General features: G+C 65.9%; 14 protein-coding genes. 12 read left to right on the plus strand and 2 right to left on the minus strand.

Translation table 11 applies throughout. The features are described 5' to 3' along the window. Window positions 1–29 precede the first annotated feature (29 nt). The 8 genes from DTPSY_RS03485 (at window position 30) to DTPSY_RS03520 (ending at window position 11,523) form a co-directional block, all read left to right on the plus strand. Window positions 30–662 carry a DUF1415 domain-containing protein gene (locus DTPSY_RS03485; protein ID WP_041838786.1) on the plus strand — a complete coding sequence of 211 codons (633 nt, stop codon included), beginning with the start codon at window positions 30–32 and terminating at the stop codon, window positions 660–662. After that, the gene (locus tag DTPSY_RS03490; protein ID WP_012655703.1) at window positions 659–1,588 is read left to right on the plus strand and encodes a class I SAM-dependent methyltransferase; all 930 of its coding nucleotides are present in this window, start codon (window positions 659–661) and stop codon (window positions 1,586–1,588) included. The genes DTPSY_RS03485 and DTPSY_RS03490 overlap by 4 nt, the downstream gene beginning before the upstream one ends. Window positions 1,589–1,670: 82 nt before the next feature. Further along, on the plus strand, window positions 1,671–2,372 hold the full coding sequence (locus tag DTPSY_RS03495; protein WP_012655704.1) for a transposase: 702 nt from the start codon (window positions 1,671–1,673) through the stop codon (window positions 2,370–2,372). A 181-nt stretch (window positions 2,373–2,553) separates the two neighbouring features. Next, window positions 2,554–7,287 (plus strand): glutamate synthase-related protein, encoded by a 4,734-nt coding sequence (locus tag DTPSY_RS03500; protein WP_012655705.1) that lies wholly within the window; start codon window positions 2,554–2,556, stop codon window positions 7,285–7,287. A 63-nt stretch (window positions 7,288–7,350) separates the two neighbouring features. Continuing rightward, window positions 7,351–8,829, plus strand: coding sequence for a glutamate synthase subunit beta (locus DTPSY_RS03505; RefSeq protein WP_012655706.1), 1,479 nt, complete (start codon window positions 7,351–7,353; stop codon window positions 8,827–8,829). Between the two features lie 317 nt (window positions 8,830–9,146). Further along, entirely contained in the window at window positions 9,147–9,947 is an 801-nt protein-coding gene (locus DTPSY_RS03510; protein ID WP_012655707.1) for an amino acid ABC transporter substrate-binding protein, read from the plus strand. Between the two features lie 159 nt (window positions 9,948–10,106). Further along, window positions 10,107–10,760 (plus strand): amino acid ABC transporter permease, encoded by a 654-nt coding sequence (locus DTPSY_RS03515; RefSeq protein WP_012655708.1) that lies wholly within the window; start codon window positions 10,107–10,109, stop codon window positions 10,758–10,760. After that, complete coding sequence (locus DTPSY_RS03520; protein WP_011804195.1) at window positions 10,741–11,523, plus strand: amino acid ABC transporter ATP-binding protein; 783 nt, start codon at window positions 10,741–10,743, stop codon at window positions 11,521–11,523. Before DTPSY_RS03515 ends, DTPSY_RS03520 begins: the two co-directional genes overlap by 20 nt. Before the next feature lie 192 nt (window positions 11,524–11,715). On the opposite strand, the gene speE is transcribed toward DTPSY_RS03520, so the two are convergent. Together speE and speD are read right to left on the minus strand one after the other, a co-directional pair. Beyond that, window positions 11,716–12,678, minus strand: coding sequence for a polyamine aminopropyltransferase (gene speE, locus DTPSY_RS03525; protein ID WP_012655709.1), 963 nt, complete (start codon window positions 12,676–12,678; stop codon window positions 11,716–11,718). After that, window positions 12,678–13,088: an adenosylmethionine decarboxylase gene (speD, locus tag DTPSY_RS03530; RefSeq protein ID WP_011804197.1), complete on the minus strand. Its 411-nt coding sequence runs from the start codon at window positions 13,086–13,088 to the stop codon at window positions 12,678–12,680. The genes speE and speD overlap by 1 nt, the downstream gene beginning before the upstream one ends. A gap of 363 nt (window positions 13,089–13,451) precedes the next feature. On the opposite strand from speD, the gene DTPSY_RS03535 reads away from it, so the two are divergent. Genes DTPSY_RS03535 through DTPSY_RS03550 form a run of 4 tightly spaced genes read left to right on the plus strand, consistent with a single transcriptional unit; the run spans window position 13,452 to window position 16,360 of the window. Then, window positions 13,452–14,312, plus strand: coding sequence for an ABC transporter ATP-binding protein (locus DTPSY_RS03535; protein ID WP_012655710.1), 861 nt, complete (start codon window positions 13,452–13,454; stop codon window positions 14,310–14,312). Then, a complete protein-coding gene (mlaE, locus tag DTPSY_RS03540; protein WP_011804199.1) occupies window positions 14,309–15,091 on the plus strand; it encodes a lipid asymmetry maintenance ABC transporter permease subunit MlaE in 783 nt (260 codons plus the stop codon). The genes DTPSY_RS03535 and mlaE overlap by 4 nt, the downstream gene beginning before the upstream one ends. 34 nt (window positions 15,092–15,125) lie before the next feature. Continuing rightward, window positions 15,126–15,611 (plus strand): outer membrane lipid asymmetry maintenance protein MlaD, encoded by a 486-nt coding sequence (gene mlaD / locus DTPSY_RS03545; protein ID WP_012655711.1) that lies wholly within the window; start codon window positions 15,126–15,128, stop codon window positions 15,609–15,611. Next, window positions 15,608–16,360, plus strand: coding sequence for an MlaA family lipoprotein (locus tag DTPSY_RS03550; RefSeq protein WP_012655712.1), 753 nt, complete (start codon window positions 15,608–15,610; stop codon window positions 16,358–16,360). Before mlaD ends, DTPSY_RS03550 begins: the two co-directional genes overlap by 4 nt. Window positions 16,361–16,393: the final 33 nt, after the last annotated feature.

The raw sequence follows: 16,393 nt of genomic DNA on the forward strand, positions 1-16,393 counted from the left end.
ATGCGAGCCCTCTTCAGACCACGCCCGCCATGACCACTAGCCCTATGCCCGACCAGCCCTGCGAGGATGCAGCCGCCTGCGATGACAACGTGGTGGTGGCGGACATGGTGCGCTGGCTCGAGCGTGCCGTCATCGGACTCAACCTGTGCCCGTTCGCCAAAAGCGTGCATGTGAAGGACCAGATCCACTACGTGGTGAGCCATGCCACGGATGCGCGTGAACTGTTGCAAGACCTGGCTGCCGAGTTGGAGGCGCTGGCCGAAGCCTCTCCCGAAAAGCGGGACACCACGCTGCTCATCGCGCCGCTGGCCATGCCGGACTTTCTGGATTTCAACGACTTCCTGGAGTTGGCCGACGAGCTCGTCGAATCCATGGACCTGGCGGGCATCCTGCAGGTTGCGTCGTTCCACCCGCACTTCCAGTTCGAGGGCACCCTCGCTGACGATGTGACCAACTGCACCAACCGCGCGCCTTATCCCACGCTGCATTTGCTGCGCGAGGAAAGCATCGACCGCGCGGTGGAAGTGTTTCCCGAGGCGCAAGAGATCTTCGAGCGCAACATTGAATTGCTGGAGCGCCTGGGCGCGGCCGGATGGGCCGATCTGGACGTGGGGCCCCACTGGCCGGTGGGCGCGCCTGCAAAGGGTGCTCCGCAAGTATGAGCCGCTCCACCACCACCGGGCAACCGCACCGCAGTGCGCGTGCCAAGTCGGGCACGCAGCAGACGGGCGCCGCCGACGCTGCGGTGCTGGCCGAACTGCGGCCGGGCCAATCCGTGGAGTTGCTCAAGGAACTGCACATCCTCACGCGCGAGGGACGGCTCAACCAGGACTCGCGCCGCAAGCTCAAGCAGGTCTATCACCTCTACCAGTTCATCGAGCCACTGCTCGCCGAGCTGTCCGCCGATGGCCACGCGCCACTGCTGGCCGACCATGGCGCGGGCAAGTCCTATCTGGGTTTCATTCTCTACGACCTGTTCTTCAAGCAGCTCGGCCGTGGCGAGATTTACGGTATCGAGTGGCGAGCGGAATTGGTGCAGCGTTCACGTGAATTGGCGCAGCGCTTGGGGTTCGCACGCATGCACTTCCTGGACATGGCGGTGGCGGATGCCGCGGGCGCGGCAGAGCTGCCCGAGCGCTTTGACATCGTGACTGCGCTGCATGCCTGCGACACGGCGACTGATGATGCGATTGCCTTCGGCCTGCGCAAGCAGGCGCGTGCCATGGTGCTGGTGCCTTGTTGCCAAGCCGAGGTGGCGGCCTGCCTGCGCGGCACCAAGGCGCTGAGCCTGTCGCGCACGCCGCTGGCCGAGTTGTGGCGCCACCCGATCCACACGCGCGAGATGGGCAGCCAGATCACCAATGTGTTGCGGTGCCTGCATCTGGAAGCCAGCGGCTACCAGGTCACGGTGACGGAGTTGGTGGGCTGGGAGCACAGCATGAAGAACGAGCTGATCCTGGCGCGCTACACCGGCCAGAAGAAGCGCAGCGCGCGTGAGCGGCTGGCGGCCATACTCGAAGAGTTCGGGTTGGCGCAGGCCCTGGGGTCGCGCTTCGGTCTGGATGACGCCGGGTCGGTGGCGGTATGAGCCATTTAAGCCTCTAGCGCCCGCCAATAAAGCGCTAGAAGCTATAGATTTAAGAGCAATTGAACGGTCCCAAGACGGTTTCATGGCCCGCCTTCCCCGCCTCGCCCTCGCTGGCTACCCGCACCACATCATCCAGCGTGGCAACAACCGCCAGCCGATCTTCCTGGATGCCGCGGACCGGGAGCTCATGTGGTCGTTGCTGGTCGAGCATGCGCGGCAGCAGCAGGTGGCGGTGCACGCCTATGTGCTCATGGACAACCATTTCCACCTGCTGGCCACGCCGCAGGAGGGCAAATCGCTGCCTCTGATGATGCAAGCCGTGGGGCGCAGCTATGTGCGGCGCTTCAACCAGCGCCATGGGCGTTCGGGCACGCTATGGGAAGGGCGCTACCGCAGCGCCGTATTGCAGGCGGAGCGCTATCTGCTGCCATGCATGGCATACCTGGATCTCAACCCCGTGCGCGCGGGCCTGTGCGCCGCGGCGGCGGACTTCCGGTGGTCCAGCCACGGCCACTACATTGGCCTGCGCAGTGACCGTCTCATCACGCCGCATGCCCTCTACTGGGCCTTGGGCAACACCCCCTTTGCCCGCGACGCGGCCTATGCCGCACTCGTGCAGGCGGGGATTTCCGCCAGCGAACAGGCGGCACTGACGCAGTCGGGCCTGAACGGTTGGGCCCTGGGGGATGACGGGTTTGTGCAGGCTCTGCAACAGCTGACCCCCCGTCGGCTCACCCGAGCACGCGCGGGGCGTCCCGCTTCCGTGGTTCCACCCAAACCGTAATTGGCCTGCACTTCCTTTGTAATGACTGGGTTTTCTGCTCCTAAAATTGATATGTCCCTAATAAAAATGCACCAATAAAGTGCGTCGACTTTTTGGTATCTGACCCCAATTAAAATGCTTGCGCCGCCATGTTGCGTTGCACTACGCTTGCGTTCCCTGCGAATCTTTGAGGAAGCGCGCCATGACCAAGGCTGCCGAAATCCAGCATCTGCAACAGCACGGCCTGTATGCATCCAGCAATGAACACGACGCCTGTGGCCTGGGCTTCGTGGCCCATATCAAGGGCGTGAAGCGGCACGACATCGTGACCGGCGCGCTCAAAATTCTGGAGAACCTGGACCACCGCGGCGCCGTGGGGGCCGACAAGCTCATGGGCGACGGCGCGGGCATCCTGATCCAGATTCCCGACCAGCTCTACCGCGAGGAAATGGCGCGTCAGGGCGTGGAGTTGCCCCCCGCCGGTGAATACGGCGTGGGCATGATCTTCCTGCCCAAAGAGCACGCCAGCCGCCTGGCCTGCGAGCAAGAGATGGAGCGCGCCATCAAGGCCGAGGGCCAGGTGCTGCTGGGCTGGCGCGACGTGCCGGTGAATCTGGACATGCCGATGTCGCCTACCGTGCGCGAGAAGGAGCCCATCCTGCGCCAGGTGTTCATCGGCCGCGGCTCCGACGTGATCGTGCAGGACGCGCTGGAGCGCAAGCTCTACGTGATCCGCAAGACGGCCAGCGCCGCCATCCAGGGCCTGAAGCTCAAGCACAGCAAAGAATATTACGTGCCTAGCATGAGCAGCCGCACCGTGGTCTACAAGGGCCTGCTGCTGGCCGATCAGGTGGGCGTGTACTACAAGGACCTGGCCGACGAGCGCTGCGTCTCGGCCATCGGCCTGGTACACCAGCGCTTTTCCACCAACACCTTCCCCGAGTGGCCGCTGGCCCACCCCTATCGCTATGTGGCGCACAACGGCGAGATCAACACCGTGCGCGGCAACTACAACTGGATGCTGGCGCGCGAAGGCGTGATGGCCTCGCCCGTGCTGGGCGAAGACCTGAAGAAGCTGTACCCCATCAGCTTTGCCGGCCAGTCCGACACCGCCACCTTCGACAACTGCCTGGAACTGCTGACCATGGCCGGCTACCCCATCAGCCAGGCGGTGATGATGATGATCCCCGAGCCCTGGGAGCAGCACGAGTCCATGGACGAGCGCCGCCGCGCGTTCTATGAGTACCACGCCGCGATGATCGAGCCGTGGGACGGCCCGGCCTCCATCGTGTTCACCGATGGCCGCCAGATCGGCGCCACGCTGGACCGCAACGGCCTGCGCCCCTCGCGTTACGTGGTGACCGACGACGATCTGGTGATCCTGGCCTCCGAAGCCGGCGTGCTGCCCGTGCCGGACGGCAAGATCGTGCGCAAATGGCGCCTGCAGCCGGGCAAGATGTTGCTGATCGACCTGGAGCAGGGCCGCCTGATCGAAGACGACGAGCTCAAGGCCAACATCGTCAACACCAAGCCCTACAAGCAGTGGATCGAGAACCTGCGCATCAAGCTCGATGACGTGAAGGTGGGCGAATCGGCCGTGCAGCCGGCCGCGTCCGCGCTGCCGCTGCTGGACCGCCAGCAGGCGTTTGGTTTCACGCAGGAGGACATCAAGTTCCTGCTGGCGCCCATGGCCAAGAACGGCGAGGAGGGCGTGGGCTCCATGGGCAACGACAGCCCGCTGGCCGTGCTCTCGGACAAGAACAAGCCGCTGTACAACTACTTCCGCCAGATGTTCGCGCAGGTGACCAACCCGCCGATCGATCCGATCCGCGAGGCCATCGTGATGAGCCTGGTGTCCTTCGTGGGCCCCAAGCCCAACCTGCTGGACATCAACCAGGTGAACCCGCCGATGCGCCTGGAGCTGCACCAGCCCATCCTCGACTTCGAGGGCATGGCCAAGCTGCGCCAGATCGAGCAGCACACACACGGCAAGTTCAAGAGCGCCACCATCGACATCACCTACCCGCTGGCCTGGGGCAAGCAGGGCGTGGAGGCCAAGCTGGCCTCGCTGTGCGCGCAGGCCGTCGATGAGATCAAGGGCGGCGCCAACATCCTCATCATCAGCGACCGCAACCTGAGCGCTACGCAGGTGGCGATCCCTGCGCTGCTGGCGCTGTCGGCCATCCACCAGCACCTGGTGCGCGAGGGCCTGCGCACCACGGCCGGCCTGGTGGTGGAGACCGGCACGGCGCGCGAAGTGCACCACTTCGCGGTGCTCGCCGGCTACGGCGCCGAGGCGGTGCACCCCTACCTGGCGCTGGAGACGCTGGTGGACATGCACCAGGAACTCAGCGGCGATCTGTCTGCCGACAAGGCCATCTACAACTACGTCAAGGCGGTGGGCAAAGGTCTGTCCAAGATCATGTCCAAGATGGGCGTGTCCACCTACATGAGCTACTGCGGCGCGCAGCTGTTCGAAGCCGTAGGCTTGAACAGCGACACGGTGCAGAAGTACTTCACGGGTACGGCCAGCCGCGTGGAAGGCATCGGCGTGTTCGAGATCGCCGAGGAAGCCATCCGCACCCACCTGGCCGCGTTCAGTGACGACCCGGTGCTGGAGACCATGCTGGACGCCGGCGGCGAATATGCCTGGCGTGCGCGCGGCGAGGAGCACATGTGGACGCCCGACGCCATCGCCAAGCTGCAGCACTCCACGCGTGCGAACAACTTCAGCACGTACAAGGAATACGCGCAGATCATCAATGACCAGGCCAAGCGCCACATGACGCTGCGCGGCCTGTTCGAGTTCAAATTCGATCCGGCCAAGGCGATCCCGGTGGAAGAGGTCGAACCCGCCAAGGACATCGTCAAGCGCTTCGCCACCGGTGCCATGTCGCTGGGCTCCATCTCCACCGAGGCGCATGCCACGCTGGCCGTGGCCATGAACCGCATTGGCGGCAAGAGCAACACTGGCGAGGGCGGCGAGGACCCCAAGCGCTACCGCAACGAGCTCAAGGGCATTCCGATCCAGCAGGGCGAGACGCTGTCGTCCATCATCGGCAGCGACAAGGTGCAGGCCGACATCCCGCTGCTCAATGGCGACTCGCTGCGCTCCAAGATCAAGCAGGTGGCATCGGGCCGCTTCGGCGTGACGGCGGAGTACCTGGCCTCGTCCGACCAGATCCAGATCAAGATGGCCCAGGGCGCCAAGCCCGGCGAGGGTGGCCAGCTGCCGGGCGGCAAGGTGTCCGACTACATCGGCGCGTTGCGTCACAGCGTGCCGGGCGTGGGCCTCATCAGCCCGCCGCCGCACCACGACATCTACTCCATCGAAGACCTGGCGCAGCTCATCCACGACCTGAAGAACGTGGCGCCGCATGCCGACATCTCGGTCAAGCTGGTGTCCGAAGTCGGCGTGGGCACCATCGCGGCCGGTGTGGCCAAGTGCAAGAGCGACCACGTGGTGATCGCCGGGCACGACGGCGGCACGGGCGCATCGCCCTGGTCGTCCATCAAGCACGCGGGCAGCCCCTGGGAGATCGGCCTGGCCGAAACCCAGCAGACCCTGGTGCTCAACCGCCTGCGCGGCCGCATCCGCGTGCAGGCCGACGGCCAGATGAAGACCGGCCGCGACGTGGTCATCGGTGCGCTGCTGGGCGCCGACGAGTTCGGCTTCGCCACCGCGCCGCTGGTGGTCGAGGGCTGCATCATGATGCGCAAGTGCCACCTGAACACCTGCCCGGTGGGCGTGGCCACGCAGGACCCGCTGCTGCGCGCCAAGTTCTCGGGCAAGCCCGAGCACGTGGTGAACTACTTCTTCTTCATCGCCGAAGAAGTGCGCCAGATCATGGCCCAGCTGGGTGTGCGCAGCTTCAACGAGCTGATCGGCCGCACCGACCTGCTGGACACCCGCAAGGGCATCGAACACTGGAAGGCCCAGGGTCTGGATTTCTCGCGCCTGTTCGCGCAGCCGCTCGTCGGCCCGGAAGTGGCGCGCTACCACGTCGAGTCGCAGGACCATGCGCTGGAGAAGTCGCTGGACGTGAAGCTCATCGAGCGCTGCAAGCCCGCCATCGAGCGCGGCGAGAGCGTGCGCATCATGGAGGTGGCCAAGAACGTCAACCGCTCGGTGGGCGCCATGCTGTCGGGCGCGGTGACCAAGGTGCATCCCGAAGGGCTGCCGGACGACACCGTGCGCATCCACTTCGAGGGCACGGGCGGCCAGTCCTTCGGCGCGTTCCTGTGCAAGGGCGTCACGCTGAACCTGACGGGCGAGGCCAACGACTACACCGGCAAGGGCCTGTCGGGCGGCCGCGTGATCGTGCGCCCCAGCCATGAGTTCCGCGGCGAGGCCGTGGGCAACACCATCGTCGGCAACACCGTGATGTTCGGCGCCACCAGCGGCGAGGCGTTCTTCGCCGGCGTGGCGGGCGAGCGCTTCGCGGTGCGCCTGTCGGGCGCCACGGCGGTAGTCGAGGGCGTGGGCGACCACGGCTGCGAGTACATGACCGGCGGCACCGTGGTGGTGCTGGGCAAGACGGGCCGCAACTTCGCGGCGGGCATGAGCGGCGGCATTGCCTACGTCTACGACGAGGACGGCAAGTTCGACTCGCGTTGCAACCTCTCCATGGTGACGCTGGAGCGCATCCTGCCGGGCGAGGAGCAGGCGGTCCACATGGGCCGCGGCATCTGGCACCGCGACCAGACGGACGAAGCCCTGCTCAAGAAGCTGCTGGAGGACCACAGCCGCTGGACGGGTAGCAAGCGCGCCCGCGAGATCCTGGACAACTGGGCCGCGTCGCGCAGCAAATTCGTCAAGGTCTTCCCGACCGAGTACAAGCGTGCCCTGTCGGAAATCTATGAAAGAAAAGTGCTGGAAGAGCAGGCTACACCTGCGGTAGCAGCTCCTAAAACAGAAGCGGTAGCCGCCAAGTAACCCGCGCGGGCGGGGCCTGGGGCCCCGCTGCGGCAGCATGCACAAAGACAGGACACCACGATCATGGGCAAGACCACAGGTTTCATGGAATACGAGCGCATCGAGGAGGGCTACAAGCCCGTTGGCGAGCGCCTCAAACACTACAAGGAATTCGTCATCGGCCTTGATGACGCCCAGGCCAAGCTACAGGGCGCCCGCTGCATGGATTGCGGCACGCCGTTCTGCAACAACGGCTGCCCGGTGAACAACATCATCCCGGACTTCAACGACCTCGTTTACCACCAGGACTGGAAGAGCGCGATCGCGGTGCTGCACAGCACCAACAACTTCCCCGAGTTCACCGGCCGCATCTGCCCCGCACCCTGCGAGGCCGCCTGCACGCTGAACATCAACGACGACGCGGTGGGCATCAAGAGCATCGAGCACGCCATCATCGACCGCGCCTGGGAGCACGGCTGGGTGCAGCCGCAGCCGGCTGCCCGCAAGACGGGCAAGAAAGTGGCCGTGGTGGGCGCCGGCCCGGCGGGCCTGGCGGCCGCGCAGCAACTGGCGCGCGCCGGGCATGACGTCACGCTGTTCGAGAAGAACGACCGCGTGGGCGGCCTGCTGCGCTACGGCATCCCCGACTTCAAGCTGGACAAGGCGCACATCGACCGCCGCGTGGAGCAACTGGTGGCCGAGGGCGTGACGATCCGTACCGGCGTCTTCATCGGCGCGGCCAAGGACGGGTTGGGCAAAGGCAGCAAGGTCACCAACTGGTCCAAGGAAACCATCACGCCCGAGCAGCTGCGCAAGGACTTCGACGCAGTGCTGCTGACGGGTGGCGCCGAGCAGTCGCGCGACCTGCCCGTGCCGGGGCGCGAACTGGACGGCATTCACTTCGCGATGGAGTTCCTGCCGCAGCAGAACAAGGTCAACGCGGGCGACAAGCTCAAGGGCCAGATCCGCGCGGACGGCAAGCACGTCATCGTCATCGGCGGCGGCGACACGGGCAGCGACTGTGTGGGCACCAGCAATCGCCATGGCGCGGCCAGCGTCACACAGTTCGAGCTGATGCCCATGCCGCCAAGCCAAGAGAACAAGCCCCTGGTGTGGCCCTACTGGCCGTACAAGCTGCGCACCAGCTCCAGCCACGAGGAGGGCTGCGAGCGCGCGTTCGCCATCGCCACCAAGGAGTTCATCGGCGACGGCAAGAAGGTCACGGGCCTCAAGACCGTGCAGGTGGAGTTCAAGGATGGCAAGTTCATCGAGGTCCCCGGCACCGAGAAGGAATACCAGGCCGACCTGGTGCTGCTGGCCATGGGTTTCGTAAGCCCGGTGGCTGCCGTGCTGGACGCCTTCGGAGTGGACAAGGATGCGCGGGGCAATGCCCAGGCCACGACGGACTTCACCGGCGGCTATGCGACCAGCGCGCCCAAGGTGTTCGCCGCCGGCGACATGCGCCGCGGCCAGTCGCTGGTGGTCTGGGCCATCCGCGAAGGCCGCCAGGCCGCGCGTGCGGTGGATGAGTTCCTGATGGGGGAAAGCAGTCTGCCGCGCTGAGGCGGGAATCCCTCGCCATTGGGCAATTACAGAAGGCGGTCGCAGCCGCAGTCTACTTACCCGTCTACCCGCACAACGGCGCCCCAGGGCGCCGTTGTGCTTATTTTTTGATAGCTGCTCGCGCTTGCTGGACGTGCGCTGCGGCAGTTATTGGCATCAAATCCCCCGTTCCAGCGCTGCGAGTGGGCGCAGTCTCCGCATCGGTGGGACAATTCAGGGTTTGCCCGGTCATGGGCTTGCTGCGCGACCTTCCTGGTCGAGCGGCGTGCCCGGGCCGTTTGTTCGTTCCGACTGTTCTTTTCAAGAATCGCTACACCATGAAGAAGTTTGCCGCCGTTGCCCTGCTGACCCTGGGCGCCGTGCTGGTGGGTTGCTCCAAGCAGGAACCCGCCGCCCCCGCAGCCGCGCCTGCACCCGCCCCGGCCGCCGTCACGAAGATCGTCGTGGGCCTGGACGACAACTTCCCGCCCATGGGCTTCCGCGACGAGAAGAACGAGCTGGTGGGCTTTGACATCGACATGGCCAAGGAAGCCGCCAAGCGCCTGGGCGTGGAGGTGGAGTTCAAGCCCATCGATTGGAGCGCCAAGGAAGCCGAGCTGTCCGGCAAGCGCGTGGATGCGCTGTGGAACGGCCTGACCATCACCGAGGAGCGCAAGCAGAACATCCTGTTCACCGCGCCCTACATGGAGAACCACCAGATCATCGTGGTGCCCGCAGGCTCCGTCATCAAGGCCAAGGCCGATCTGGCCGGCAAGGTCGTTGGTGCGCAGGAAGGCTCCAGCGCCGTGGACGCCATCAAGAAGGAAGAGGCTGTCTTCAAGTCGTTCAAGGAACTCAAGACCTTCGGCGACAACGTGACCGCCCTGATGGATCTGACCACCGGCCGCCTGGAAGCCGTGGTGGTGGACGAGGTGGTGGGCCGCTACTACGTGGCCAAGAAGCCTGACCAGTACGCCGTGCTGGACGATAACTTTGGCACCGAAGAGTACGGCGTGGGCGTGCGCAAGGACGACACCGAACTGCACGGTAAGCTGGACAAGGCGCTGGCCGACATGAAGCAGGACGGCAGCGCCGCCAAGATTGCCGAGCAGTGGTTCGGCAAGAACATCATCAAGTAAGCAAGACCCTTCGCGCTTCTTCTCCCGCAAGGGGCGCGACCCCGGCACCGGCCGCCTTGGAACAGGGCGGCCGGTGTTGTTTCGTCGAGGCCCCAAGCCGCGACAATGCCGGGAACGCGGCGCCGCAGCTGTGCGGGCGCCGCACGCTGAGGCATCCGTATGGACTACGTTCTTTCCCTTCTGGGGCCGCTGGCGCAAGGCGCTGCGGTCACCCTGAAGCTGTTTGCGATCACGCTGGTACTGGCCGTGCCCCTGGGGCTGGTGCTGGCCCTGGCGCGCGTGTCGCGCTTTGCGCCCCTGTCGGCGGCGGTCAATGGCTACATCTGGCTCATGCGCGGCACGCCGCTCATGCTGCAGATGCTGTTCATCTACTTCGCGCTGCCCTTCGTGCCGGTGATCGGCGTGCGCCTGCCGGACTTCCCCGCCGCCGTGGCAGCCTTCGCGCTGAACTACGCGGCCTATTTCGCCGAAATCTTCCGCGCCGGCATCCAGTCGGTGGACCGTGGCCAGTACGAGGCCGCCAAGGTGCTGGGCATGAGCTACGGCCAGACCATGCGCCGCATCGTGCTGCCGCAGATGGTGCGCAGCATCCTGCCGCCTATGAGCAATGAGACCATCACCCTGGTCAAGGACACGTCCCTCATCTACGTGCTGGCCCTGAACGATCTGCTGCGCGCCGCGCGCGGCATCGTGCAGCGCGACTTCACGACCACGCCCTTCATCGTCGCCGCCGCCTTCTATCTCGTCATGACCCTGGTGCTCACCTGGGGCTTCCAGCGCCTGGAGAAACGCTATGCCAAGTTTGACCAGTGACGCCACGCAGATGATCGAGGCGCGCGACGTGCGCAAGGCCTTCGGCCATGTGCAGGTGTTGCGCGGCGTGTCGCTGTCGGTGCACCGTGGCGAGGTGGTGGCGGTGATCGGTCCCTCGGGCTCCGGCAAGAGCACCTTTCTGCGCTGCCTGAACCACCTGGAAACCATCGACAGCGGCCACATCGCCATCGAAGGCGAAACCCTGGCCACGACCGACGCGCAGGGGCGCTGCGCCTACGTGTCCGACGCCGAAGTGCGCCGCATTGGCGCCAAGACCGGCATGGTGTTCCAGCATTTCAACCTGTTCCCGCACCTCACGGTGCTGGAGAACCTCATCGAGGCGCCCATGGTGGTGCAGGGCCTGGCGCGCGATGCGGCCATCGCCCGCGCCGAGGCCCTGCTGGACAAGGTGGGCCTGGCGCAGAAGCGGGACAACTATCCCTCGCGCCTGTCGGGCGGCCAGAAGCAACGCGTGGCGATCGCGCGTGCGCTGTGCATGGAGCCCGACATCATGCTGTTCGATGAGCCCACCTCGGCGCTGGACCCCGAACTCACGGGCGAGGTGCTGCGCACCATGCGCGAGCTGGCCGAGGAGCGCATGACCATGCTGGTCGTCACGCACGAGATGGGTTTTGCGCGCGAGGTGGCGAATACCGTGGCCTTCATGGACCAGGGTGAACTCATCGCGGCGCGTCCGGCCGGGGAGTTCTTTGCCGATCCCGGGCATGAGCGAGCGCGGGCGTTCTTGCAGCACATGCTTTGAAGGTCTAGCGCCGAATTGGGCTCTAGCGGTTATGGGATAGGCGCTGGGAGCTATGTTTTTGGTAGCTAATGGGATTCTGTGTCGCTGGCGGGGACGGCCTCGGCCAGCGACATCCAACCCTGCGCAGGGGCTTAAAAAAAGATAGCTGCCAGCGCTCGCCCAGCAAGCGCTGGGCGGCGATTGGGCTAGACATTACGCGGCAGCGGACACCACCACCTGCGGCAACTCCGCCGGGTCCCGCACCTCTTCCAGCACATCCCCGCTGTGCAGCGGCAGCGCAGGCCGATCCAGCAGCGCACGCACGAAGTTCGGCTGTGCCAGCAGCGCGTGGTGCACGGCCCCGTTGTACAGCTGCAGATCGCCCAGGCCGCGCGCGGCGATGCGTGCGTCCACCTCGTCGGCGCTGAGCCGGGCGGGGTCCGTGCTGTCCGATGCCATGCCCATGCACCACAGCGTGCCGTACAGCGGCACGTACTGCAGGTAGGGCCGGAAGATGGGGAACACCGCGCGCACCGAGGCGGCGATGCGCCCCAGGCTCTCGGGCAAGTGCACGGGCGAGCCCAGGTGCAGCGACAGCACGCCGCCGGGGTTGAGCGCGCGGCGGCAGGCGGCGTAGAACTCCACGGTGTACAGCTCCACGGCAGGGCCGAAGGGGTCGGTCAGGTCCAGGACGATCTGGTCGAAGCGCTCCTCGGTCTGGCCGATGAAGGCGCGCGCGTCGCCCAGGCGCACCTCCAGGCGCGGGTCGTCAAAGGCGCCACGGTGGATCTGGCCCAGCCAATCGCGGGCCATGGCAATCACCTCGCCATCCAGCTCGGCCAGCACCACCTGCTCAACGCCGGGCAGCTTCAGCAACTCCTTGGCGGCGCCGCCGTCTCCCCCGCCCACGACCAGCGCACGGCGCACGCCGGGGTGGGCGATGGCCGGCAGGTGCACCATCGGCTCGTGGTAGAAGAATTCGTCGCGCTCGCTGGTCATGAAGCAGCCGTCGATGCGCATCACGCGGCCGAACTGCGGGTTGTCGAAGACCTCGATGTGCTGCCAGGCCGACTGGCGTTCGGCCAGCAGGCGGCGGTCGCTGAGGTAAAAGCCGAAGTCGGCGTTCAGGCGCTCGGCCACGTAGCGCGTGGCCTGCGCGGTGAGGGCGCCGCTCATCAGGCGCGGTCGACGCGGTGCAGGTGCGGATCGGCCGGGTTGAAGGCGGCCTGCAGGTCGTCGAAGAGCTTCTGCGCCTTGGGGCGGTTGTTTTCGGTGTAGTTGCACACGTACACGTCCAGCGTGACGTAGCCCGCCTCGGGCCAGGTGTGGATGGACAGGTGCGACTCGGCCAACACCACCACGCCGGTGACGCCGCCGCCTTCGCCAAAGCTGTGGAACAGGCTGCCCACGGTGGTCAGCCCGGCGGCGGCCACGCGCTCCTTGCAGAACGATTCCAGGTGCGCGGCGTCCAACATCAGGCGGCTGTCGCAGAGACAGCCATACAGGTCGCCGATCAGGTGCAGGCCCGTGGCCTGGCGCTGGGGGACGGGAGCCGGGATGGGGACGACGGACTGGAGATTCTTCATTATCTGGAGCCTTTTCTCTTTCTGCGGGGGTGGCAGGAAACGGCGCCGCGGTCGGAAGCCGTCCGCCGGGTACCGACCAGCACGCTGCCGGGAGGCAGACGCGCAACGGAAGAAAAGGGAATGTCGCAGGCACATTGCCGCGCCTTCGTTCCGTTGTGCGTCGGTGACGCCCATGCAGCAACGCTGACAAGCAATCCGCCCGGAGGGTCGGGCGGGACATTTCTTAAGAACCCGCAAGTATAGCCAAACGTCATATGCAAACCACAGGTTTTAATGAGAGGCGCAGCCGAGCAGAGGGGTTTCCCCTATGATGCCGGGTTCGCCTCGCGCTCTGTCGTAGAGCTGGGCGTATCTGCATACACCATGTCCTCCCCACTTTCATCGCCGGGCGACGCCCTCGTGGAACTGCGCAACGTCACCTTCGGGTACGGCGAGCGGGTGATACTGCGCGACCTGTCGCTGGCCGTGCCGCGTGGCAAGGTCACGGCGCTGATGGGTGCTTCGGGCGGGGGCAAGACGACGGTGCTGCGCCTCATTGGCGGCCAGCAGCGCGCCCAGCAGGGTGAGGTGCTGGTGGGCGGCCAGGACGTAGGGCGCATGGATACCGCACAGTTGTATGCCGCGCGCCGACGCATGGGCATGCTGTTCCAGTTCGGCGCATTGTTCACCGACATGAGCGTGTACGAGAACGTGGCCTTTCCGCTGCGCGAGCACACCGATCTGCCCGAGGACCTAATCCGCGACATCGTGCTCATGAAGCTGCATGCCGTGGGCTTGCGGGGAGCGCGGGACTTGATGCCCAGCCAGATCTCCGGCGGCATGGCGCGGCGGGTTGCCCTGGCACGGGCCATTGCCCTGGACCCCGAGCTCATCATGTACGACGAGCCGTTTGCCGGGCTTGACCCGATCTCGCTGGGTACTGCGGCGCAACTCATCCGCCAACTCAACGATGCCATGGGGCTGACCACCATCGTCGTCTCGCACGATCTGGAAGAGACCTTCCGCCTGGCGGACCACGTCATCATCCTGGGGCCCGGCACGGTGGCCGCCCAGGGCACGCCCGAAGAGGTGCGCGCCAGCACGGATCCGCTGGTGCACCAGTTCGTGCACGCGCTGCCTACCGGGCCGGTGCCGTTCCATTACCCCGGCCCCAGCGTGGCCGACGATTTCGGCCCCTTGCGCTCGCCCAGCGTGGACGCCCACGCCAGCGGAGGTACCCCATGAGCTGGTGGCGTCCCACGCACGTAGGCTACGCCGTGCGCACGAAGCTGGCCGATGTGGGCATGGGCGCGCGCCTGTTCGCGCGGCTGCTGGGGCTGTTCGGCGACGTGATGCGCCGCCCTGGCCTGGTGCGTGACCAGGTGCACTTCCTGGGCAACTATTCGCTGTCCATCATCGCCATGTCGGGCCTGTTTGTGGGCTTCGTGCTTGCGCTGCAGGGCTACAACGTGCTGCAGCTCTATGGCTCGGCCAACTCACTGGGCCTGGTGGTCACGTTGGGCCTGGTGCGCGAGCTGGGGCCGGTGGTCACGGCGCTGCTGTTTGCCGGACGCGCGGGCACGTCGCTCACGGCCGAGATCGGTTTGATGCGCGCCGGCGAACAGCTGTCGGCCATGGAGATGATGGCCGTGGACCCGGTGCGCCGCATCCTGGCGCCGCGCTTTTGGGGGGGCGTGATCGCCATGCCGCTGCTGGCACTGGTGTTCAACGCGGTGGGTGTGATCGGTGGCTGGCTGGTCGGCGTGGTGCTCATCGGCGTGGACGGCGGGGCGTTCTGGGGCCAGATGCAAAGCGGTGTCGACGTCTGGAAGGACGTGGGCAACGGCATCGTCAAGAGCCTCGCGTTCGGCGTGGCCGTCACCTTCATCGCGGTGCTGCAGGGCTTCGTGGCCAAGCCGACCCCGGAAGGCGTCTCGCGCGCCACCACGCGCACGGTGGTGATGGCGTCGCTGTCCGTGCTGGGGCTGGACTTCGTCCTCACCGCCTTGATGTTCAGTATCTGACGGCGACCATGCGTCTGTCTTGAGGAAATTCACCATGCAGCATTCCAAAAACGATTTCTGGGTGGGGCTGTTCGTCCTGCTGGGCGGAGCGGCGCTGGTCTTCCTGGCCCTGCAGTCGGCCAACCTATTGAACCTGAACTTCCGCTCGGGCTATACCGTGACGGCGCGTTTCGACAACATCGGCGGGCTCAAGCCCAAGGCCGCGGTGCGCAGCGCCGGCGTGGTGGTGGGGCGCGTGCAGTCCATCGGCTTCGACGACACGACCTACCAGGCGCGCGTGACACTGGAGCTGGAAAAGCGCTATGTGTTCCCCAAGGACAGTTCGCTCAAGATCCTGACCAGCGGCCTGTTGGGCGACCAGTACATTGGCATCGAGCCGGGAGCCGACGAGAACAACCTGGCCGAGGGCGACATGGTGACCGCCACCCAATCCGCGGTAGTGCTGGAAAACCTGATCGGCCAATTCCTGTATGGCAAGGCCGAAGAAGGTGCTTCGTCCAATGGAGGTACCAAGAAATGACAAATCAACCTCGCTTCACGGGCTGGACTGCCCGCTGGGCGGCGCTGTTGCTCGGCGCGGCCCTCATGAGCGGCTGCGCCACGGGCCCCAACGCCAACCCCGCAGATCCGTTCGAACCCTTCAACCGCGGCGTGCATTCGTTCAACGACAGTGTGGACAAGGCGGTGCTCAAACCCGTCGCCACCGTTTACCGCGACGTGACGCCGCAGCCGGTGCGTACGGGCGTGAGCAACTTCTTTGGCAACCTGGGCGATGCCTGGTCGTTCGTCAACAACCTGCTGCAGTTCCGCGGGCTGGAGGCTTACGAGAGCCTCGTGCGCTTCACCACCAACACCTTCTTCGGGCTGGGCGGCGTACTGGACATTGCCAGCGAGGCAGGCATCGAGCGGCACAAGCAGGACTTTGGCCTGACGCTGGGCCGCTGGGGCGTGCCCACGGGGCCGTATCTCGTGCTGCCGCTGCTGGGGCCGTCCACCGTGCGCGACACGGCCGCTTTGCCGGTAGACAGTTGGGGCAACCCGCTGGGCCAGCTCGACCCGGTGGAGGTCCGCAATTCCCTGTACGGCCTGCGCCTTGTCGATCAGCGCGCTAGCTTGCTGCGCGCGGGCTCGGTGCTGGATACGGCGGCCCTGGACCCCTACAGCTTCACGCGCGACGTGTACCTCAAGGTGCGTAGTGGCGTGTCAGGCGCACGCGACGAGGACGCCTATGAGGAAAACGGGGGCAAGCTGCCCGACGACGCGTACTGAAAACCCGCAAAGGCCGGCCTGACAAGCACTCGG

The sequence above is a fragment of the [Acidovorax] ebreus TPSY genome, from assembly GCF_000022305.1.
Classification (GTDB): domain Bacteria; phylum Pseudomonadota; class Gammaproteobacteria; order Burkholderiales; family Burkholderiaceae_C; genus Diaphorobacter; species Diaphorobacter nitroreducens.